The organism is Campylobacter mucosalis, from assembly GCF_013372205.1.
In the GTDB taxonomy this organism is placed as follows: Bacteria; Campylobacterota; Campylobacteria; order Campylobacterales; family Campylobacteraceae; genus Campylobacter_A; species Campylobacter_A mucosalis.
Genome location: NZ_CP053831.1, coordinates 610,621 through 628,953, shown reverse-complemented (window position 1 = coordinate 628,953; position 18,333 = coordinate 610,621). Strand labels below are relative to the sequence as shown.

General features: G+C 37.0%; 20 protein-coding genes. 14 read left to right on the top strand and 6 right to left on the bottom strand.

Features of this window, described 5'->3' with window-relative positions; genetic code table 11:
* Window positions 1-152: 152 nt before the first annotated feature.
* From CMCT_RS03300 to CMCT_RS03280, 5 genes are read left to right on the top strand one after another with little or no spacing between them, the layout of a single operon-like run.
* Window positions 153-1,430 carry an O-acetylhomoserine aminocarboxypropyltransferase/cysteine synthase family protein gene (locus CMCT_RS03300; RefSeq protein WP_034967539.1) on the top strand — a complete coding sequence of 426 codons (1,278 nt, stop codon included), beginning with the start codon at window positions 153-155 and terminating at the stop codon, window positions 1,428-1,430.
* 58 nt (window positions 1,431-1,488) lie between these two features.
* Window positions 1,489-2,160: a response regulator transcription factor gene (locus tag CMCT_RS03295; RefSeq protein WP_034967542.1), complete on the top strand. Its 672-nt coding sequence runs from the start codon at window positions 1,489-1,491 to the stop codon at window positions 2,158-2,160.
* Window positions 2,160-3,401 carry an ArsS family sensor histidine kinase gene (locus CMCT_RS03290; protein ID WP_034967545.1) on the top strand — a complete coding sequence of 414 codons (1,242 nt, stop codon included), beginning with the start codon at window positions 2,160-2,162 and terminating at the stop codon, window positions 3,399-3,401. Before CMCT_RS03295 ends, CMCT_RS03290 begins: the two co-directional genes overlap by 1 nt.
* A 20-nt stretch (window positions 3,402-3,421) precedes the next feature.
* Entirely contained in the window at window positions 3,422-3,865 is a 444-nt protein-coding gene (locus tag CMCT_RS03285) for a pyridoxal-5'-phosphate-dependent protein (RefSeq protein WP_034967547.1), read from the top strand.
* 5 nt (window positions 3,866-3,870) lie between these two features.
* Window positions 3,871-5,313: a potassium/proton antiporter gene (locus tag CMCT_RS03280; protein ID WP_176325130.1), complete on the top strand. Its 1,443-nt coding sequence runs from the start codon at window positions 3,871-3,873 to the stop codon at window positions 5,311-5,313.
* Here CMCT_RS03280 and CMCT_RS03275 read toward each other — a convergent pair.
* The 3 genes from CMCT_RS03275 to CMCT_RS03265 all read right to left on the bottom strand — a co-directional run bounded on the left by CMCT_RS03275 (window position 5,310) and on the right by CMCT_RS03265 (window position 7,735).
* Window positions 5,310-5,963, bottom strand: a complete 654-nt coding sequence (locus CMCT_RS03275; protein WP_034967550.1) for an MOSC domain-containing protein — start codon at window positions 5,961-5,963, stop codon at window positions 5,310-5,312. The genes CMCT_RS03280 and CMCT_RS03275 overlap by 4 nt on opposite strands.
* 4 nt (window positions 5,964-5,967) lie before the next feature.
* Window positions 5,968-7,377: a Do family serine endopeptidase gene (locus CMCT_RS03270; RefSeq protein ID WP_176325009.1), complete on the bottom strand. Its 1,410-nt coding sequence runs from the start codon at window positions 7,375-7,377 to the stop codon at window positions 5,968-5,970.
* An 85-nt stretch (window positions 7,378-7,462) separates the two neighbouring features.
* On the bottom strand, window positions 7,463-7,735 hold the full coding sequence (locus CMCT_RS03265; protein ID WP_244948661.1) for a helix-turn-helix domain-containing protein: 273 nt from the start codon (window positions 7,733-7,735) through the stop codon (window positions 7,463-7,465).
* Between the two features lie 104 nt (window positions 7,736-7,839).
* Here CMCT_RS03265 and CMCT_RS03260 point away from each other — a divergent pair, with 104 nt between their 5' ends.
* The 5 genes from CMCT_RS03260 to CMCT_RS03240 all read left to right on the top strand — a co-directional run bounded on the left by CMCT_RS03260 (window position 7,840) and on the right by CMCT_RS03240 (window position 12,210).
* Window positions 7,840-8,568: a porin family protein gene (locus CMCT_RS03260; RefSeq protein ID WP_034967552.1), complete on the top strand. Its 729-nt coding sequence runs from the start codon at window positions 7,840-7,842 to the stop codon at window positions 8,566-8,568.
* Window positions 8,569-8,625: 57 nt separating this feature from the next.
* Complete coding sequence (locus CMCT_RS03255; RefSeq protein WP_034967554.1) at window positions 8,626-9,225, top strand: hypothetical protein; 600 nt, start codon at window positions 8,626-8,628, stop codon at window positions 9,223-9,225.
* Between the two features lie 128 nt (window positions 9,226-9,353).
* Complete coding sequence (locus CMCT_RS03250; RefSeq protein WP_034967557.1) at window positions 9,354-10,211, top strand: DnaJ family protein; 858 nt, start codon at window positions 9,354-9,356, stop codon at window positions 10,209-10,211.
* Between the two features lie 2 nt (window positions 10,212-10,213).
* Window positions 10,214-10,588 carry a heat shock protein transcriptional repressor HspR gene (locus CMCT_RS03245; RefSeq protein ID WP_034967560.1) on the top strand — a complete coding sequence of 125 codons (375 nt, stop codon included), beginning with the start codon at window positions 10,214-10,216 and terminating at the stop codon, window positions 10,586-10,588.
* Window positions 10,589-10,590: 2 nt separating this feature from the next.
* Window positions 10,591-12,210, top strand: coding sequence for a cation:proton antiporter (locus CMCT_RS03240; protein ID WP_034967562.1), 1,620 nt, complete (start codon window positions 10,591-10,593; stop codon window positions 12,208-12,210).
* 31 nt (window positions 12,211-12,241) lie between these two features.
* On the opposite strand, the gene cuyB is transcribed toward CMCT_RS03240, so the two are convergent.
* From cuyB to CMCT_RS03225, 3 genes are all read right to left on the bottom strand, one after another.
* On the bottom strand, window positions 12,242-12,925 hold the full coding sequence (cuyB, locus tag CMCT_RS03235) for a cysteate racemase (protein WP_034967564.1): 684 nt from the start codon (window positions 12,923-12,925) through the stop codon (window positions 12,242-12,244).
* Window positions 12,925-14,214, bottom strand: coding sequence for a dicarboxylate/amino acid:cation symporter (locus CMCT_RS03230; RefSeq protein ID WP_034967567.1), 1,290 nt, complete (start codon window positions 14,212-14,214; stop codon window positions 12,925-12,927). Before CMCT_RS03230 ends, cuyB begins: the two co-directional genes overlap by 1 nt.
* A 142-nt stretch (window positions 14,215-14,356) precedes the next feature.
* Window positions 14,357-14,659, bottom strand: coding sequence for a c-type cytochrome (locus CMCT_RS03225; RefSeq protein ID WP_034967569.1), 303 nt, complete (start codon window positions 14,657-14,659; stop codon window positions 14,357-14,359).
* Between the two features lie 69 nt (window positions 14,660-14,728).
* Here CMCT_RS03225 and gmhB point away from each other — a divergent pair, with 69 nt between their 5' ends.
* From gmhB to gmhA, 4 genes are read left to right on the top strand one after another with little or no spacing between them, the layout of a single operon-like run.
* Window positions 14,729-15,235: a D-glycero-beta-D-manno-heptose 1,7-bisphosphate 7-phosphatase gene (gene gmhB / locus CMCT_RS03220; RefSeq protein WP_034967571.1), complete on the top strand. Its 507-nt coding sequence runs from the start codon at window positions 14,729-14,731 to the stop codon at window positions 15,233-15,235.
* Entirely contained in the window at window positions 15,232-16,212 is a 981-nt protein-coding gene (rfaD, locus tag CMCT_RS03215) for an ADP-glyceromanno-heptose 6-epimerase (protein ID WP_034967574.1), read from the top strand. The genes gmhB and rfaD overlap by 4 nt, the downstream gene beginning before the upstream one ends.
* The gene (gene rfaE1, locus CMCT_RS03210) at window positions 16,205-17,617 is read left to right on the top strand and encodes a D-glycero-beta-D-manno-heptose-7-phosphate kinase (RefSeq protein ID WP_034967577.1); all 1,413 of its coding nucleotides are present in this window, start codon (window positions 16,205-16,207) and stop codon (window positions 17,615-17,617) included. The genes rfaD and rfaE1 overlap by 8 nt, the downstream gene beginning before the upstream one ends.
* The gene (gene gmhA, locus CMCT_RS03205) at window positions 17,598-18,161 is read left to right on the top strand and encodes a D-sedoheptulose 7-phosphate isomerase (protein ID WP_176325008.1); all 564 of its coding nucleotides are present in this window, start codon (window positions 17,598-17,600) and stop codon (window positions 18,159-18,161) included. Before rfaE1 ends, gmhA begins: the two co-directional genes overlap by 20 nt.
* Window positions 18,162-18,333: the final 172 nt, after the last annotated feature.

Below are 18,333 nucleotides of genomic sequence, written 5' to 3'. Positions count from 1 at the left end.
TGCTCTATTCTAGCAATCTTTTTTAAAATTATTGCTGAAGATCACATTTTTACACATTTTTTAAAAATTTTGACGTAAAATTTACGAATAATTTACGCAAATGTTGCAAAAAAGTATAAAATGAAGCTTTTATTTTAATGCAAGGAGAAAAAATGAGGCAAGATAGTATCACAACACACTACGGCTACGACACAAAGTCAGGTACTGGAGCTATGGCGGTGCCAGTTTATATGAGCACAGCTTTTGACTTTGGTAGTGCTCAAACTGCGGCAAATCGCTTCTGCCTAGCAGAGCTTGGTCCTATCTACTCGCGTCTTACAAACCCTACTCTTGATGTTTTAGAGGCTAGATTTGCAGCTCTTGAAAATGCAGCAGCAGCCATAAGTGCTTCTAGCGGTCAAGCAGCGATATTTTACGCAGTGGCAAACCTAGCAGCGGCCGGAGATAACGTAATAGTTGCAAAAAAAGTATATGGTGGCTCAACCACACTTATTGGTCACACGATGAAGCGTTTTGGTATAGAGGCTAGATTTTTTGACTCAGATAGTGCTGAGGACCTTGAAAATTTGATAGATGATAAGACAAGAGCGATATTTTTTGAAAGTCTTTCAAATCCTCAAATAGCAATCGCTGACATAGAAAAAATCGTCCAAATAGCCAAAAAGTACAAAGTAGCGACAATAGTTGACAACACAGTAGCTACGCCAATACTATTTAAACCACTTGAAAATGGCATAGATATAAGCGTTTATAGCCTTACAAAATACATAAGCGGTCAAGGCAACACGATGGGCGGTATGGTTGCAAGCTCAAAAGAGCTAAACAATCTACTTGTAAACAACCCAAGATATCCGCACTTTAACGAACCTGACGAGAGTTATCACGGGCTTGTTTATGCGGGTTTGGCACCAAATTTTGACATTTTTACACTTCGCATACGACTAGCCTTGTTAAGGGACATAGGTGCTACACTATCTCCAATGAGTGCATTTGCAATCATTCAAGGGCTTGAAACACTAAGTTTAAGAATGCAAAAACACTGCCAAAATGCCCTAAAAGTAGCAAAATTTTTATCAGAGCACCCTAAGGTAAAATCTGTAAATTATCCGTCATTAAGTGGCGATAAATTTTACAATAAAGCTCAAAAATACCTAAAAGATGGCAACGCAAGTGGTCTTATAGGATTTGACGTGGGCGATAAAGAGCTTGCAACTAGGATAATAAATAGCGTAAAACTATTTAGCATAGTCGTAAATATAGGAGATACAAAATCTCTAATAACCCACCCAGCAAGTACAACACACTCTCAGCTAAGCAGCGAAGAGCTTGAGAAAAACGGCATAAAAGCCGGTCTAATCCGCCTAAGCATAGGCATAGAAGACGCCGATGACCTTATAAAAGATCTATCTGACGCACTAGCAAATGCTTAATATTTAAGGCTACTTATGGTAGCCTTGCTCCATTATTTTCTTTGATTTGGAGAGCAAAATGATAGAAATTTTAATGATAGAAGATGATTTAGAATTAGCCGAAATTTTAAGCGAATACCTACAATCTCAACAAATGAGCGTAACGATAGTAGATGAGCCGTATCTTGGACTTTCTACGCTAAATACCAAAAAATTTGACCTAGTTATACTAGACCTAACTCTACCAGGAATCGACGGACTTGAAGTGTGCAAAGAGATACGAAAAAATCACGACGTCCCAATAATCATCTCAAGCGCTCGTCACGATATCACAGACAAAGTAAATGCCCTTGAAAACGGAGCTGACGACTACCTACCAAAGCCATATAACCCACAAGAGCTTTTAGCACGTATAAAAAGCCATTTACGTCGCCAAAGTCAGCTAAGTCCAAAAGACACCAGCCAAAAAGATATCATCTTAAAAGACTACGAGCACGAAATTTTATTTAAAGGCAAAAGGCTAAATTTAACTATCGCCGAGTATGACATCTTAAGATACCTCATCATAAAACAAGGCGGCGCAGTAAGCCGTGAAGAGCTCATTTATAATTGCGAAAGTCTAAACGAAGATAGCACGAGCAAGAGCATTGATGTTATGATAGGCAGAATCAGAGCAAAACTAGGAGAAAACCCAAAAGAGCCACGCTACATACACGCCATACGTGGCATAGGCTACAAACTGGTGCTTTAATGAAACGCTCATCAATTTTTATAACTATCACGTTTATATTTGCACTTGCCCTTGCTGCGGTGTTTTTAGCGTTTTTATGGCTAATGGATTACGATAAACAAAACTACACAAGAGAGCTAAACGCTAAATACTCAAATGTTGCTCAAGCAAATTTATTTTATATGAGCGGGTTAATAGATGAGAAAAAATTTAGCGAAGATATGAAAAATGTCGATATGCCAGAGATTAGAAGCGAACGCGTAAAGAGTGAAATTTTAACCCAAGGGATCGTCCTTGAAGAAATTTCAGACGACATAGGCTCAAGCGCTATCATACTATACAAAAAGCGTCACTACCTGCTTATAAAGCATATCGATGAGCTAAAAATTTTAATGGATAAGGAATTTCAGCCATACAGATACGAGGTAATAAAGGTCGTGTTTGTGGTTGTCGCGATAATCTTACTACTAGCCTACATATTTGTAATCTATAAACTAAAACCACTAAGAAAACTAAAACGCCAAATAGTAAAATTTGCCAAAGGCGATTTGGTTAGCATACAAAACGTAAGTCAAGGCAATGATGAAATTTCAGACGTTGCAGACGCATTTTATCACGCAGTAAAACAGATAAAAACACTAAACGACTCAAGGCACCTTTTTTTAAGAAACATTATGCACGAGCTTAAAACACCAATAACAAAAGGCAGAATAGTTGCCGAGATGTTAGAGGGCGGACGTAGTAAAGAGCGCTTGATAAATGTTTTTAACAAGCTTGAAAGCTTGATAACCGAACTTGCGGCGATTGAACAAACCACATCAAAAATAGAGCTAAATAATAAAGCAAACTGCTTTATTGACGATATTATTGACGAAGCGATAGATATGGCGATGATAGAGCGTGAGCAGGTCACTATCAAAAAAATGAGCAACATAAAGCTCTACGTGGAATTTAAGCTATTTTGCATAGCTATAAAAAATATGATAGATAACGGACTAAAATACTCTACCGATAAACACGTAACCATAGTCGTAAATAAAGATAGCATAGAGTTTTTAACCAAGGGCGATAAGTTAAAGCAAGATCTTGAGTTTTATATCCAGCCCTTCATAAAAGGCGAAAATACACAAAGAAGTTTTGGTTTGGGGCTTTATATAGTAAGCAATATTTTACTAGCTCACGGGGTCAAGTTAGGATATAAATATAAAAATGATATGAATATATTTATTTTTGAGAATTTAAAAGATATAATAAGAGAGTAAAATTTTATCAAGGGTTTAAAATGGCAGCAAAAAATCTTTCAAAGGCAACACTTCTGTCTATTTTGGATTTGGAAATATCTATATTAAAACGATATTACAACCACTCAAAAGATGTAAATGACATATCACTCATATATTTTCACATACCAGAAACAAATCGTGGGTATGAGTGGATCTTTGAGAGAATTTTAAGAAACACCGACGCTGTCGTACAAGAGGGCGAGCACTTTATAGCTGTCCTTTATGCTACAAACAGAAATGGTGCAAGCAAGCTTCTAAGCGGAATACAGGAGTTTTTAAACGAAAGACCTATTGACATCATAGCCTCTTTCCCAAAGGACGCAACTGACGCTAAAGAGCTTTTGATGAGATTTCAAGATGATATAAAAGAGAACTACGGCGTGGTACTTGAATGCCTAAAAACAGACGAACCACTTCCGGTTAATGAAGATATTTTTGTATAAAAATGATAGAAAATTTCTTACTATTTTTCTCGGTTTTGCTTCTATTTAGCATAGTGCTTAGCAAGACTACTGATAGATTTAGTATACCATCGCTACTCGTGTTTTTAGGTGTTGGTATGCTTGCTGGCTCTGACGGGCTAATTGGGGTATATTTTAACGATCAGGTCGTAGCCCAAAATGTCGGTATGCTAGCACTTATTTTTATCCTCTATGCCGGTGGGCTTGATACGAAATTTTCAGCCATAAAGCCCGTATTTTCAAGAAGCCTTATCCTAGCCACCGTCGGAGTGTGCTTAACAGCTCTAGCGGTTGCTCCAGTGGCTAAATATCTGCTTGATTTTAGCTGGGAGGAGGCATTTTTACTAGGTGCCATAATATCATCAACGGACGCAGCAGCAGTATTTGCTATACTTAGAGCAAAAAATATGAATCTAAAAAATAACCTAGCACCGCTTATAGAATTTGAATCTGGCTCAAACGACCCTATGGCGATCTTTTTAACACTTACAATCATACAGATGATATCGCTCTCAAAGGGGCTTGTGATATCTGAAATTTTTAGCACGTTGTTTATTCAGTTTGGACTTGGTATAGCTATGGGATACGTTTTTGGTACAGCACTGCCTATCATATTTAATAAACTAAGGCTAAAAAGCTGGGGACTTTATCCGGTTTTTTCTATGGCGTGGATACTGCTTTTATACACACTTTGCTACAAAGCTGGTGGCAATGGCTATTTAGCCGTTTATATAGCTGGAATTTTCATAAATAAAAAGGAATTTACACATAAGAAAAATTTAATCGGTTTTCACGACGGTATCGCTTGGACTATGCAAATAGTCGTGTTTATCACGCTTGGACTACTTGTGTTTCCATCACAACTCCCAAATATCGCACTTATAGCTTGTTGTCTTGCTATTTGGCTTATGTTTGTGGCTAGACCACTTGGAGTGTTTGCCTCTCTTATGTTTTCAAAATTTAGCCTTAACGAAAAGATATTTGTATCGTGGGTCGGACTTAGAGGTGTCGTGCCTATCGTCCTTGCAACATACACATATCAAAGTGGTGTATCACACCCCGAGATTATCTTTAACATCATATTTTTTATGGTTTTAATATCTCTCTTAACACAAGGCACAACTCTAGGATATAGTGCTAAAAAGCTTAAAGTCATTGAAGATGACGTTATGGAAGATGAGAGCAAGAACTCGCCTATTTTGACCTACGCTCTAAGGCAATACACCTTGCAAGAAAATTCAAAAATGATAGGCAAAACACTAGCCGAGCTAGAGCTACCGACAGAATTTCTAATCCTTCTTGTAAAGCGTAAAAACGAGTATATAAAACCAACTGGCTCTTTTGTGTTTGAAGGCGCGGATCTGCTACTAATCCAATGTGAAAACCACGCCTTATCGCAGTCAATAATGCAAAAATTTGATGCTAGTTAGTTCATATAACTAGCATCATAACTACCACCGATACGCTTTTTAATGTCATCAACCCAGTTTCCAGCCAACGTATCTACGCGTAAAAGCTTATCTAGTGTATCTAAATTCTCATTTGGTGCAAAAAATAGCTGGTTTAACTGCATTACTGATAAACCAACGCTATCTTTTTGTAAAATTTTAATCTCATCTCCGGCCTTACAACTACCCTCTTCTAGCACTCTATAATACCAACCGCTAAGTCCGGTTTTAAAAATTTCACCACTCATATTTGCATTATTCCAACGCTTTGATAATTTAGAGCAAGGCTTTCTTGGCTGTGATACCTGGATAATTAAACTACCAACTTTATGGATATCGCCAACACAAACGCTATTTTCATCTAGTCCATCTATGGTTAAATTTTCGCCCATTGCTCCAAATGGCAAATTCTTAAGCGACAAGAACTCCTCCCAACGTGGATAGTTTTGATACGAATTAGCAAAAATAGCCTTTTGCTCTCCGCCGTGATGAATGGTATCAGCCACCTCATCACCTATAAAACCAAGCTTATTTGCGTAAATTTCACCACTTTGAGCCACTTTAAAAATGGCACTAGTATACGAGCCATAATCCTGTGCCTTACCCACCAAAACTGCTTTTAAAAACGCCATTATTTTACCTTATCACAAGCCCTTGTATCACACCTCTACGACTTACCCAAACTAGCTTTTTACCTTTTTTTGCATTAATTGCTTTTACAAAACTCTGCACATCGCTAATATTATCATCAGCAACCTGAATGATAACATCTCCTTGTTCAAAGCCGTATTCTTGGGCACTAGAGCCGTCTTTGACCTCTGTTACAAATACGCCTGTAAGCTCTTTTGCTATCTTATATCTCATTCTTATTTCATCACTTAAATTTGTTATACCAAGCCCATCTATACTTGTTTCAGCCTTGCTTGATTTTGCGTCTATATTTACGTTTGCGAGTTTTACTTTTATCTTATTAACCTTGCCTCCACGCTCAAACAACACCTCTATCTCTTGATTTGGCGTTAGAGAGCCTATGAAATTTTTCATATCACTAGCACCTTTTATGTCGTGCTCGTTTATTTTTACTATCAAATCCCCTCTTTTTAGTCCAGCCATATCAGCAGGGAAGCCCTTTTCTACACTACTTATTAAAGCTCCAACTTTATTTTGATAAAGCTCTTTTTGCTCCTCTGTTAGATCAGATATCATCACACCCAAATATCCACGCTCTATTTTGCCGTCGCTTATGAGCTTTTTAGCGATATCCTTTACCATATTTGAAGGTATTGCAAAGCCTATACCGCTACTATCGCCACCACGAGATAAAATAGCAGTATTTATCCCCACCAATGCTCCACGACTATCAACTAATGCTCCGCCAGAATTTCCAGGATTTATCGAGGCGTCAGTTTGTATAAAATTCTCATATTGATTTAGTCCTATGTTGTTTTTATTAAGTCCAGATATAATGCCTCTTGTAATACTAGAGCCAACACCAAATGGATTGCCTATAGCAAAAACTACATCGCCCTCTAGCACTTTTGACGAGTCAGCTAGTTTAATAGGGGTTAGACTATTTGCCTCAATTTTTATAACAGCCAAATCCGTTTTTGAATCCGTCCCAATAACTTTGGCTTTATACTCCTTTTGTGAGCCAGAAAGCACGACGGTTATCATATCGCTATCTTCTATAACGTGGTTGTTTGTTATGATATATCCATCTTTTGATATGATTACTCCTGAGCCAAGAGAGCTACTTTTTTGTCTTTCTTGGGGCACTCCAAAATTAAATCCAAAAAATTCTTTAAAAAATGGATCGTTAAAAAATTCATCGTAGTTGCCTCTTGTTTTGGTTGTCCTTGTGCTAGATATATTTACAACCGCCTTTTTTGCAACAGCAATAGAGTCGTGATATGACAAAACGGCATTTTCATTTGCATTATTTAGTGGCGATACTCTTGAAATTTCAGAGTTAGCCTCATCAAAATTTATCTGTGCTGAAAATAGCAAACTTGATGTTAAAACCGAAATAGAAACTATTTTTTTCATTTTTATCCTTGAAAAGTAAAATTTTTAAAATTATAAAGCCTAGTTTATAACGAAAATTTAATAATTTTATCTTGTAGGGTAAATTTCAACTCTTATCAAAAAATTCTCTGATATCAACATCAAAAAACTTGCTGAGCTTAAAAAGATGAACCAAATTAAAGTGCTTGTTGTTTGTGTTATTTTCCATACAGGCGTAAGCACCTTGTGATTTTTGCCCTATACTAAGCGCAGTTTCTAGCTGTGATTTGCCCTTTTTAAGCCTGATATTTTTTACATTTGATGATATAAATTTTAAAAACTCAGTGTCATCCTCTTGCGTTGTTATCTTTGGTAGTTCTAGCAATTTAATATTTCCCATAGTAAAAGTTTTTTGTAAGGATATTTTGATTAAAATGCTTTTTCAATTTGCTATAGTAAATTTTTCTATGGTAAATAAATATCAATACTCAAAAGGAGTTTCTTATGAAATTTACAAAGGTTTTCTCTGTTGCTACGGCGGTAGCTTTATGTGTTAGCGGTGCTAATGCTAGTGAACTTAGCTTCTTTGGCGGTGTGCAAAATTCCAAAGACATATCAGCAAATAATGATAGCAAAAAGGCACCTTTTTATGAGTTAGCGTTTAAGGTTAATCCAAAAGAGATGGGCTTTGTTTCAAATCTAAAATTAAAATACCAAGACAACAAAGGTATGAAATTTTATGATATGGAAGGTGTTTTTGGTTGGCAGTTTGGCGACACAGAAGGTATGGGAGCATTTAAAATCTTACCAGCCGGTATTGGCTATAGATATATGAAATTTAGTGATAAACAAGTAACTTCTGGCTCATACGAACTATTTGATAGCACTGGTAGCTTGTATTACAAGGGTGGCGTAGAGTATCAAAAAGATAATCTTTTAACAGACAAGTTAAGCCTTAATGCTGGAGTTTATTATCAAGCAGCTCTTTATACTGGAACTTGGGCAAAGGATCGTGATACTTACAATCTAGGCACCGGCTCAAGCTCTGAGTTAAAATACAAACCAAAAGGTTTCGAAGCAGAAGTTGGACTTGATTATAACTTCACACCAAATTTTGCAGTTGGTATAAAGGCTGGATATAGTAAAATAAGCGACAGTGCTTACACTGACGGCACAAAAATATACCTAAGCGACGGGTTTAACCTAAGCGCTGGTTTAAAATATAAATTTTAAAATTTTCGGTGCTTTTTGCACCGAAAGTTGCTTTTATAAAACATTAGAAAGAAAAGTATGAAAAAACTCTATTTTTTACTGATATTTGCCCTACTTTTTGGTGGTTGCTTACAACCTATCACGCCAGAACAACAGATATCTAGCTCATCATACCCGTCAATCACAAAGCACTTTTTAGACCAAAATATAACAACAAAATCATCATATTATAATAACCGCATAATTTTTGATGAATTTATGTCAGATATTTTTGGTGGCGCTTCACTAAATATTAGTGGCGCCGTAAATCACTACCTATCAAATTACGACTCAAGCAACGATAAAATAGCAAAAGCATTTATCGCTCACGCAAAAGCCAAAAATCACGATGTCAAAATGTATAAAACCACGCTAAATCAGACTATGGCTGGGTATTTGCCTATGATTTCTGAGATAAAAAGTATGTATAAAAGCTTGGCAAATCTTGACAATGCCTTTGTTGAATTTGATGAAAATAACCGCATATTATCGGTGCTTGTTAGAGTGCATTACTACTCAGATGTTTTTGGTATAAATGACCATTTGGTTAGCTTTATCGCTTTTGGAGAACTTGCAAGGTATATAGAAAACAACGTCCAAAACTACCTTTTTGAAGATAGTTTCATAACAAAATTTTAAAAACCGAGCCAATAAAATTTTGGCTCTACTATAAATTTCACTCAAAATTTTATAATCAAATTGTATCAAGCTTGACTTGTCAAGACTAAAGTTTTATGATACAATACGTATAAAAAAGGATACATAAAATGAGTGAGAGTTTATATGAAACACTCGGTGTTTCAAAGTCTGCTTCGGCTGATGAGATTAAAAAAGCTTATAGGAGACTAGCTAGAAAATACCACCCAGATGTCAATAAAGACCCAGGTGCTGAGGATAAATTTAAAGAGATAAATGCAGCCTATGAAATTTTAAGCGATGAGAAAAAACGAGCCCAATACGATCAATACGGCGATAGTATGTTTGGTGGACAAAATTTCCACGATTTTGCTAGAGGCTCGGCAAATATGGGCGATTTAAATGAAATTTTAAAAAATATCTTTGGTAGCGGTTTTAGCAGTGGTGGTTTTTCTGGAGGATTTAGAGGTGGATTTGACGGATTTGGCACACCAGATTTAGACATAAATGCCAAAATAAGCATACCTTTTGATGTGGCTGTTTTAGGCGGAGAGCATAATATAAATTATGACGGCAAGAGCATAAAGGTAAAAATTCCAGCCGGTATAAACAATGCAGAAAAACTAAGAATAAAAGGCAAAGGCAAAAGTATGATGGGTCAGACTGGAGATCTCATACTAACAGTAAGCATAGAGCCTAGCAATGAGTATGAAAGGGACGGAGATGACCTTATAAAAGACGCCTTGATACCCTTAAAAACAATGCTTTTTGGTGGAAAATTTGATGTTAAAACATTTAAAAAAGATGTCACGATAAAGATTGCACCAAATTCAAAAACTGGCACAAAAATAAGACTTAAAGGCTATGGTGTGCAAAACAGAAAAAGCGGAATATATGGCGATTTGTATCTAAAAACAAGAGTTCTTTTACCAAATTTAGATGAGCTAGATCCAAAACTAGTAGAACTTTTAAAACAACTTCCGGAGTAAAAATGCAAAACTATCACGAACCACTATTTTTAATTAGCGTTGTAGCCAAGGTGCTAAACATACACCCTCAAACGCTACGCCAATACGAGCGAGAGGGGCTTATAGAGCCATCTCGCACTGACGGGCGTATGAGACTTTACTCTCAGCACGATGTCGATAAAGTAAAGATGATACTGCGTCTGACGCGTGATCTTGGTGTAAATTTAGCAGGAGTTGATGTGATTTTACAGCTTAAAGATAAATTAGACGAAGCCCAGTCGCTCATAGCCAAACTGCAAGAACAAGTTGGCAAAAACAGCAACGGCGACATACCAAGCAAAAAATCTCTTGTAAAGAGAAAGGCAAATTTTGACCTAATATTTTACGAAGAAAAGTAACAATGGAAACATTTCTTATAGCCTTTTTGCTTACGATTTCTCTAAGTATCGCGTTAAATATCATTTTTAAAAAATTTAACATCCCTACGATTATCGGATATATCGTTACAGGCGTTGTAATCGCGGATTTTTTCTACTACAAAGCCAATCAAGAGCTAGATCACATCGCCGAATTTGGCATAGTTTTTTTGATGTTTACAATAGGGCTTGAATTTAGCTTTAAGCACCTTATGAGTATGAAAAAAGAGGTGTTTTTTAACGGCGGAATTCAAGTTTTAGCATCTGGGTTTTTTCTAGCCATTATGGTTGGTTACGCCCTAAATTTAAAAGATGAAGTGGCACTCATCGTAGGTCTTGCACTAGCACTAAGCTCAACTGCTATCGTACTAAAAACCCTAAACGATAGTGGCGATATAACTAAAATTTACGGGAGAAAAGCACTTGGGATACTTCTTTTTCAAGATATAGCCGTGATACCAATTTTGCTGATGATAGATATATTTAGCTCAGCAGACGCGTCGGTTTCAAGCCTTCTTTTAAAGACGATAGGTGGTGCTGTTTTACTGATTGTCTTGCTGTTTTTGCTTGGCAAATATGTTATAAATTTCGTCTTTTACAAGGTTATCCAAACAAACTCAGATGAAATTTTCATAGCGACAATACTCTTTTTAGTTATCGGCTCTAGCACACTATCTCATATTTTTGGCTTTTCATACTCGCTTGGTGCGTTTTTAGCAGGTATGTTAATGGCAGAAACAGAATACAAACACCGCATAGAAGCCGATCTTATACCATTTAGAGATCTGCTTTTAGGTCTATTTTTCATAAGCGTTGGTATGCAGATAAATACAACGCTAATCTATGAAAATCTCTTTATAATTGTGTCATTACTAATTGGTGCGATGAGCATAAAAATTCTTGTTATTTTTATGCTTCTTATTACCTATTTAAGCAGGAGAGTCTCTATAAAAACTGCTCTTAGCTTGTGCCAAATCGGAGAATTTGCACTGGCGGTTTTTGCTCTACTAGGTAGCAGGGGCTTACTAGATGCCAAAACGGCTCAAATTTTAATCGCAGTGTCGGTTATATCGATGTTTATCACACCTTTTATACTTAAAAATCTATATGCGATTGCAAATTTAGTACAAAAAGAAGAACCACTAGTCGCCTTTAGCGAGATTAAACCGCAAAAAATCAAAAATCATATCGTTGTATTTGGTTATGGCACTCTAGGACAAGAGGTTGTGCTAAGACTAAAGGAGAAAAAACTACCATATCTTGTTTTAGAAAGCGATATAAATTTAGTCGAGCTTGGACTTAGCCGTGGGGAAAATGTATTTTTAGGCAATGTCTTACACAAAAGCACCTATGAAAATTCCTGCATCGATGTTGCCTCAGCTGTCATTATAACCGTAAGCAACGAGCAAAAATTAGAGCTTATCACTCAAAATTTAGCCCAACGAAATCCAAACATACAAACAATCGTAAAACTAAACAGCTACAAAGAAAAAGAGCTTTTTGAAAATTTAAACAAAAATTTCCACCTAGTAGAAGAGGATCAGGCTATGGCTAAAATTCTAGTTCACGAAGCCCTTTTGTGCAAGATAGGTAAAGCCCTGTAAAGTGCGGACTAATCGCGTCCGCACAACAAATTTATCTCTCTAAAGCGTAATTTACAGCATATTTTGCCAGTTCAAGGGTAGCATCTATAAATTTATACGGCTTATCAAGAGTTGGCAAAAGTAGCGGAATTTCAGTGCAAGCCGCGATATAAACGTCAGCCTCTATACTAGCTATCGTTTTATTAAACAGCCCCACATACTCATCTGTCTTACCAGCCTTGACTCCTTTATAAATGCAATCCATCAAGGCTTCCTGCTGGGCATTTGTAAACGATACGCTATTTAAGCCCCTTTCACGCAAAATTCTATCATATACCTCGCCCTTTTTTGTGCCACTTGTAGCTATAACTGCTACATTTTTTGCATTAGGATACTCTCTTTGGACGGCGTCTACAGCGATTTTTGATATATATAAAATTTTAACCCCAGTTTGCTCTTCTATTTGCGGTGCAAAGAAGTGAGCCGTATTGCAAGATATAATAATCGCGTCACAACCAGCGTTTTTTAGCCTATTTGCAGCCTCTACAAGTTTTGGCAAAGGACTCACGCCCTCGCCCATTATAAATTTCGTCCTATCTTCAATCTGCGAGTAACTATCTATCACAACGTGTAAATGCTCTTGATCAGAGCTTGCTGGAGTTAAACTCACAATCTTTTGATACAAATCAATAGTCGCCTGAGGTCCCATACCTCCTAAAATTCCTATCGTTTTCATTAGCTATTCCACACCTTTTCGTTTAGTTCTTTCTCGCTCTTTGCGACAGCAACAGAGCCAATAACATCGCCTACAACATTCATAGACGTTCTGCCCATATCAAGTATAGCGTCAATACCAAGTATCATACCATACGCTATGGCAACAGCCCCCTCAACTTTTAAACCAACCGACTCAAGCACCATAAGTAGCATAATAGCACCAGCACCAGGCACACCTGCTGTGCCAATAGACGCCAAAACTGCCGTAAGAACTATGGTAAGCTGAGCTGAAAAATCAAGCGGAGCACCGACAACATTTGCTATAAATATAGCACACACACCAAGATATATGGTAGTTCCGTCCATATTTATCGTAGCACCAACAGGTATCGTAAAACCAAAAATACTTCTAGGAACTCCCATACTTTTTTCTAATGTTTGCATAGAAACTGGTATAGTAGCACCAGATGAACGTGTAACAAATGCCGTTACCATCGGTGGTCTTACCTTTTTTAAAAATACAAACGGGCTAAGTTTTAAAAATAGACAAATTACACAATATACACATACAACCTGAAGCAAAAGTCCGACATAAACACTTATCGTTACATTAGCCAACGGACCAAATGCCTGAGCACCATTTTTTGAAAAAACTATAAAAATAAGTGCAAAAACGCCAATAGGTGCATACTGCATAACCCAACCAACTATCTTAAACATAACACTACTCATGCCCTCAAAAAACAAAAACATAACATCTGCTGCATTTTTTACATTTTCATCTTTGCTATCTCTGCAAAATGCTAGAGCAATGCCAAAAAATATACAAAAACATATAATAGGAAGCACATCACCTTTTGCTATCGAGCCAAATGGATTTGTAGGGATAATATCAAGCAAAATTTTAACCAAAGATGGTGCTTCTGCTTGTTTTGCTACTCCAGTTACATCTTTTGCAAGTTCTAAGCCAACGCCAGGCTCTAAAACATTACCCACAAAAAGACCAATGATGATAGCAAACAGCGAAGTAAAAAGATAAAAAACTATAATCTTAATGCCAACCCTGCCAAGATGAGATGGCGATATTGAACTAGTGCCAACTATCAAAGTACATACAATCACTGGTACCATAATCATTTTAAGAAGCCTTACAAAAAGCTCCCCAAATGGAGTTAGTATCTCAATAAAACTCTGAGAATTTTCAAAAATCATACCAAAAATAGCACCAAGAATGAGCCCTATAAGTATCCTTAAAAGCAAATTTATCCTAAAATAGAGAGATAAAATCCCGCCTTTTTGTCCATTCATAAAAAATCCTTTAATAAATTTTTATAAATTGATTTTATCATCTTTAATAAAAAAATAGTCTAAAAAATAGAATTTCAAAAGAGAAAAAAGCGGAAAATGTTTCGATAAGGTATAAAAAATGGGCGGAAAATCCGCCCTAGTATTATTTTAGTGTTTGGATATAATCAGCAACTGCGTTGATATCATCATCGCTTAATGGATTTGCAATCGGTTTCATCATCGCACCCATACCATATTTATTTGCACCAGTCTTATATCCCTTAATTGCAGCCACTACATCATCCTTAGCCAAAGTGTTAAGCGCTGGAACTTTGTTGTTAAAAACTTTCTCAGCTTTAGGTCCGTGACAGGCAACGCATTTTTTATAAATCGTAGCACCATCAGCTGCAAAAGCACCAGTTGCAAGAGCTGCAACAACGCCTGAAAGAACAAGAATTTTTTTCATTTTTTATCCTTTTTAAAAAATATTTTTGTATTATAATATAAAAAAGATAAATTTAGCTATAATTTTTTTATGAAACAAATCAAAGCACTATTTTTAGATAGAGATGGCGTGATAAACGAGGATTTTGGCTACGTTTATAAGATTAGCGATTTTAAATTTCGTGATGGCATTTTTACAGCCTTGCGTGAATTTAGCGAGTTTGGCTACACTATCATCATCGTTACAAATCAATCTGGTATTGGACGAGGCTACTACACGTTAGAGCAGTTTTTAGAGTTAAATGAGTTTATGTTAAACGAATTTAGCAAAAACGGCGTAAAAATTGCAAAAGTCTATTTTTGCCAACACGCACCAGAAGAGAATTGTGAGTGTAGAAAGCCACGTGCTGGTATGATTTTAAACGCACAAAAAGAGCTAAACGTGGATTTAAAAAGCTCAATTATGATAGGCGATAAGCAAAGCGACATTGACGCTGCAAATACCGCTAAAATCGGACTTAGTTTCTTACTTGACGGAGAAAATTTTAAAAACGTCAGCGATGTTTTAGATTGGTTAAAGAGAGGTAAAATTTTATGAAAAAACGTATAGTTATCACTGGCGGTGCTGGTTTTGTCGGCTCGGCACTTGCGCACTATTTTGATGAAAATTTTAAAAAATGCGAGGTCTTAGTCGTTGATAAATTTAGAAACGATGAAACGTTTAGCAATGGCAACTTAAAAAGTTTTGGACATTTTAAAAATTTACTAGGTTTTAGTGGCGAAATTTTTGAGGGCGACATAAACGAAAAACGCACCCTTAAAAAGATAGAAAATTTCGCTCCAAACGTGATTTTTCACGAAGCAGCGATATCAGATACGACCGTTAAAGAGCAAGATGAAGTCATAAGAACAAACGTAAATGCCTTTGTAAATTTGCTTGAAATTTCAAAAAACCTTGGTGCAAAAATGATCTACGCAAGCTCAGGTGCGACATATGGCAACGCAAAAAGTCCGCAAAAAGTGGGCGAGTGTGAAAATCCAAACAACGTCTATGGATTTTCAAAATTAGCAATGGATAAAATCGCCGCAAAATACGCAAATAACGGCTCTAGCGTAGTAGGACTTAGGTATTTTAACGTCTATGGCAAGGGCGAGTTTTTCAAAAATAAAACAGCCTCAATGGTGCTTCAATTTGGACTTCAAATTTTAAGTGGCAAAGCTCCACGACTTTTTGAAAACAGCGATCAGATAAAACGCGATTTTGTCTATATAAAAGATATAATTAACGCAAATTTTCTAGCCATAAACGCAAAAAGTGGCGTCTATAACGTAGGCACCGGCACGGCAAGAAGCTTTCAAGAGATCGCTGATATCTTACAGCGTGAGCTTGGCACGAATTATGGCAATGAGTATATCAAAAACCCATTTGTTGGCTCATATCAGTTTCACACAGAGGCCGACATAGCACCGACAAAATCGGCACTTGGCTATGAAAGCAAGTGGAGCTTGGAGGATGGCATAAGAGATTATGCACCGGAGATAAAAAGAATTTTTAAAGAAGAGTTAAATGGATAAAAACGTGAAAATTTTAGTCGTTGGCGATCTGATGCTTGATCACTATGTTTGGGGCAGTTGTGATAGAATTTCACCAGAAGCCCCCGTGCAAGTTGTTAAGATTAATGATGAAACACACAGACTTGGTGGTGCTGGTAACGTGGTTTGTAACCTAATCTCGCTTGGAGCAAAAGTAAGCGTAGCTAGTGTTTTAGGCGATGATGATACTGGTAAAAAAATACGCCAAAATTTAGAAAATTTGGGTGCAAACACTTCGCTTATTTTAAACGAAAACGGCAGAGAAAGTTCGCTAAAAAGCCGTGTAATGGCAACTCACCAGCAAGTTGTCAGGATTGACAAAGAAAGCACGGACAAGATAAAGTGCGAGAGTGAATTTATACAAAATATCATTAAAAATTTAGCAGATTTTAGCGTTGTTTTGCTAAGCGATTACGGCAAAGGTGTGCTTACAAATGACGTTTGTCAAAGTATTATAAAAGCGTGCAAAGCCCTAAATATAGCGGTTTTAATTGACCCAAAGGGGAGTGATTACTCAAAATACAAAGGTGCGACGCTTCTAACGCCAAACAAAAAAGAGGCAAGCCAGGCGACTGGCATAAAGATTAGTAGCAAAGAAAATCTGCTAAGTGCCATAAAATGGCTAAAAAACGAGATAGAGCTGGAATTTTCGCTAATTACTCTCTCAGAAGAAGGCATTGCACTTTTTAAAGATGAGCTAGAAATTTTCCCAGCCGAGGGCAAAGAGGTCTTTGATGTAACTGGTGCTGGAGATACGGTTTTAGCTACGCTTGGCTTTATGTTAGCTAAAAAAGCCGATATAAAAGACGCCATAAAAACGGCAAACCTAGCCGCTGCCGTAGTCGTGGCAAAAATCGGCTCAGCAACTGCTACGTTTAGCGAGATTGAAGAGCTTTTAAGAAGCCGTGCGAATGCTGATTTTGAGCATAAGATTAAAACAGCCGAGCAAACGCTTGAAATTCTATCTCGCAGGGGCGAAAAAAAGCTAGTTTTTACAAATGGTTGCTTTGATATCTTACACGTCGGACACGTTAAATATCTCTCAAAAGCACGTGATTTTGGCGATATTTTAGTAGTTGGCTTAAACTCAGACGCCTCTGTTAAACGGCTAAAAGGCGATGCTAGACCGATAAATTCGCAAACTGATAGAGCCATAATGCTTAGTTCGCTTGGTTTTGTTGATTATGTCGTGATTTTTGATGAGGATACACCGCTAGATTTAATCACAAAACTTCGCCCTGACATACTCGTAAAAGGTGCTGATTACGAGGGCAAACACGTGGTTGGCAGCGATATCGTGCCTGACGTTAGACTGGTTGAGTTTGTAGAGGGCAAAAGCACAACAAACGTAATAAATAGGATAGAAAATGCAAAATTTAATAGCTAACGAGCTAAACGCTCACATACAAACAGCCCAAAAAATGGGCGAAATTTCAAGCGACCTGCAAAAGGCGTGTGAGATGGTGGTAGATACCCTAAAAAATGGTGGTAAAATTTTAATCTGTGGCAATGGTGGCTCAGCCGCTGACGCCCAGCACTTTGCAGCCGAGCTAACCGGCAGATATAAAACCGAACGACCGGGGCTTCCTGCTATCGCCCTTACCACCGATACATCAGCACTTACAGCTATTGGTAACGACTACGGATATGACCTAGTCTTTTCTCGTCAAACACAAGCCCTTGCAAGAAATGGCGACTTGCTTGTAGCTATCTCAACTAGTGGCAATAGTAAAAACGTCCTAAATGCCATAGAAGTGGCTAAAAAACTAGGTGTAAAAACACTAGGACTTTCAGGCAAAGGTGGCGGAGCGATGAATGAGATGTGTGAGCTAAATTTAGTAATGCCTACAAATGATACACCACGCATCCAAGAGATGCATATTCTTTGCATACATACTATTTGTCAGGCTGTTGATGAAGCGATGAAGTAATAAGTTTAATTTTTAAGACTTGGTGGATTTTTGGTGCTATTTTACGCGTAGTTCTAAGTAGACTTATAATGAAGTTTGGTTAAATTTCTACTAGATATACTATTTGTGAATGCATTAAGTGTTTTTTAATATGCTTTTTACTTTCGCTTAATATCTCAAATGGAAATTTGAA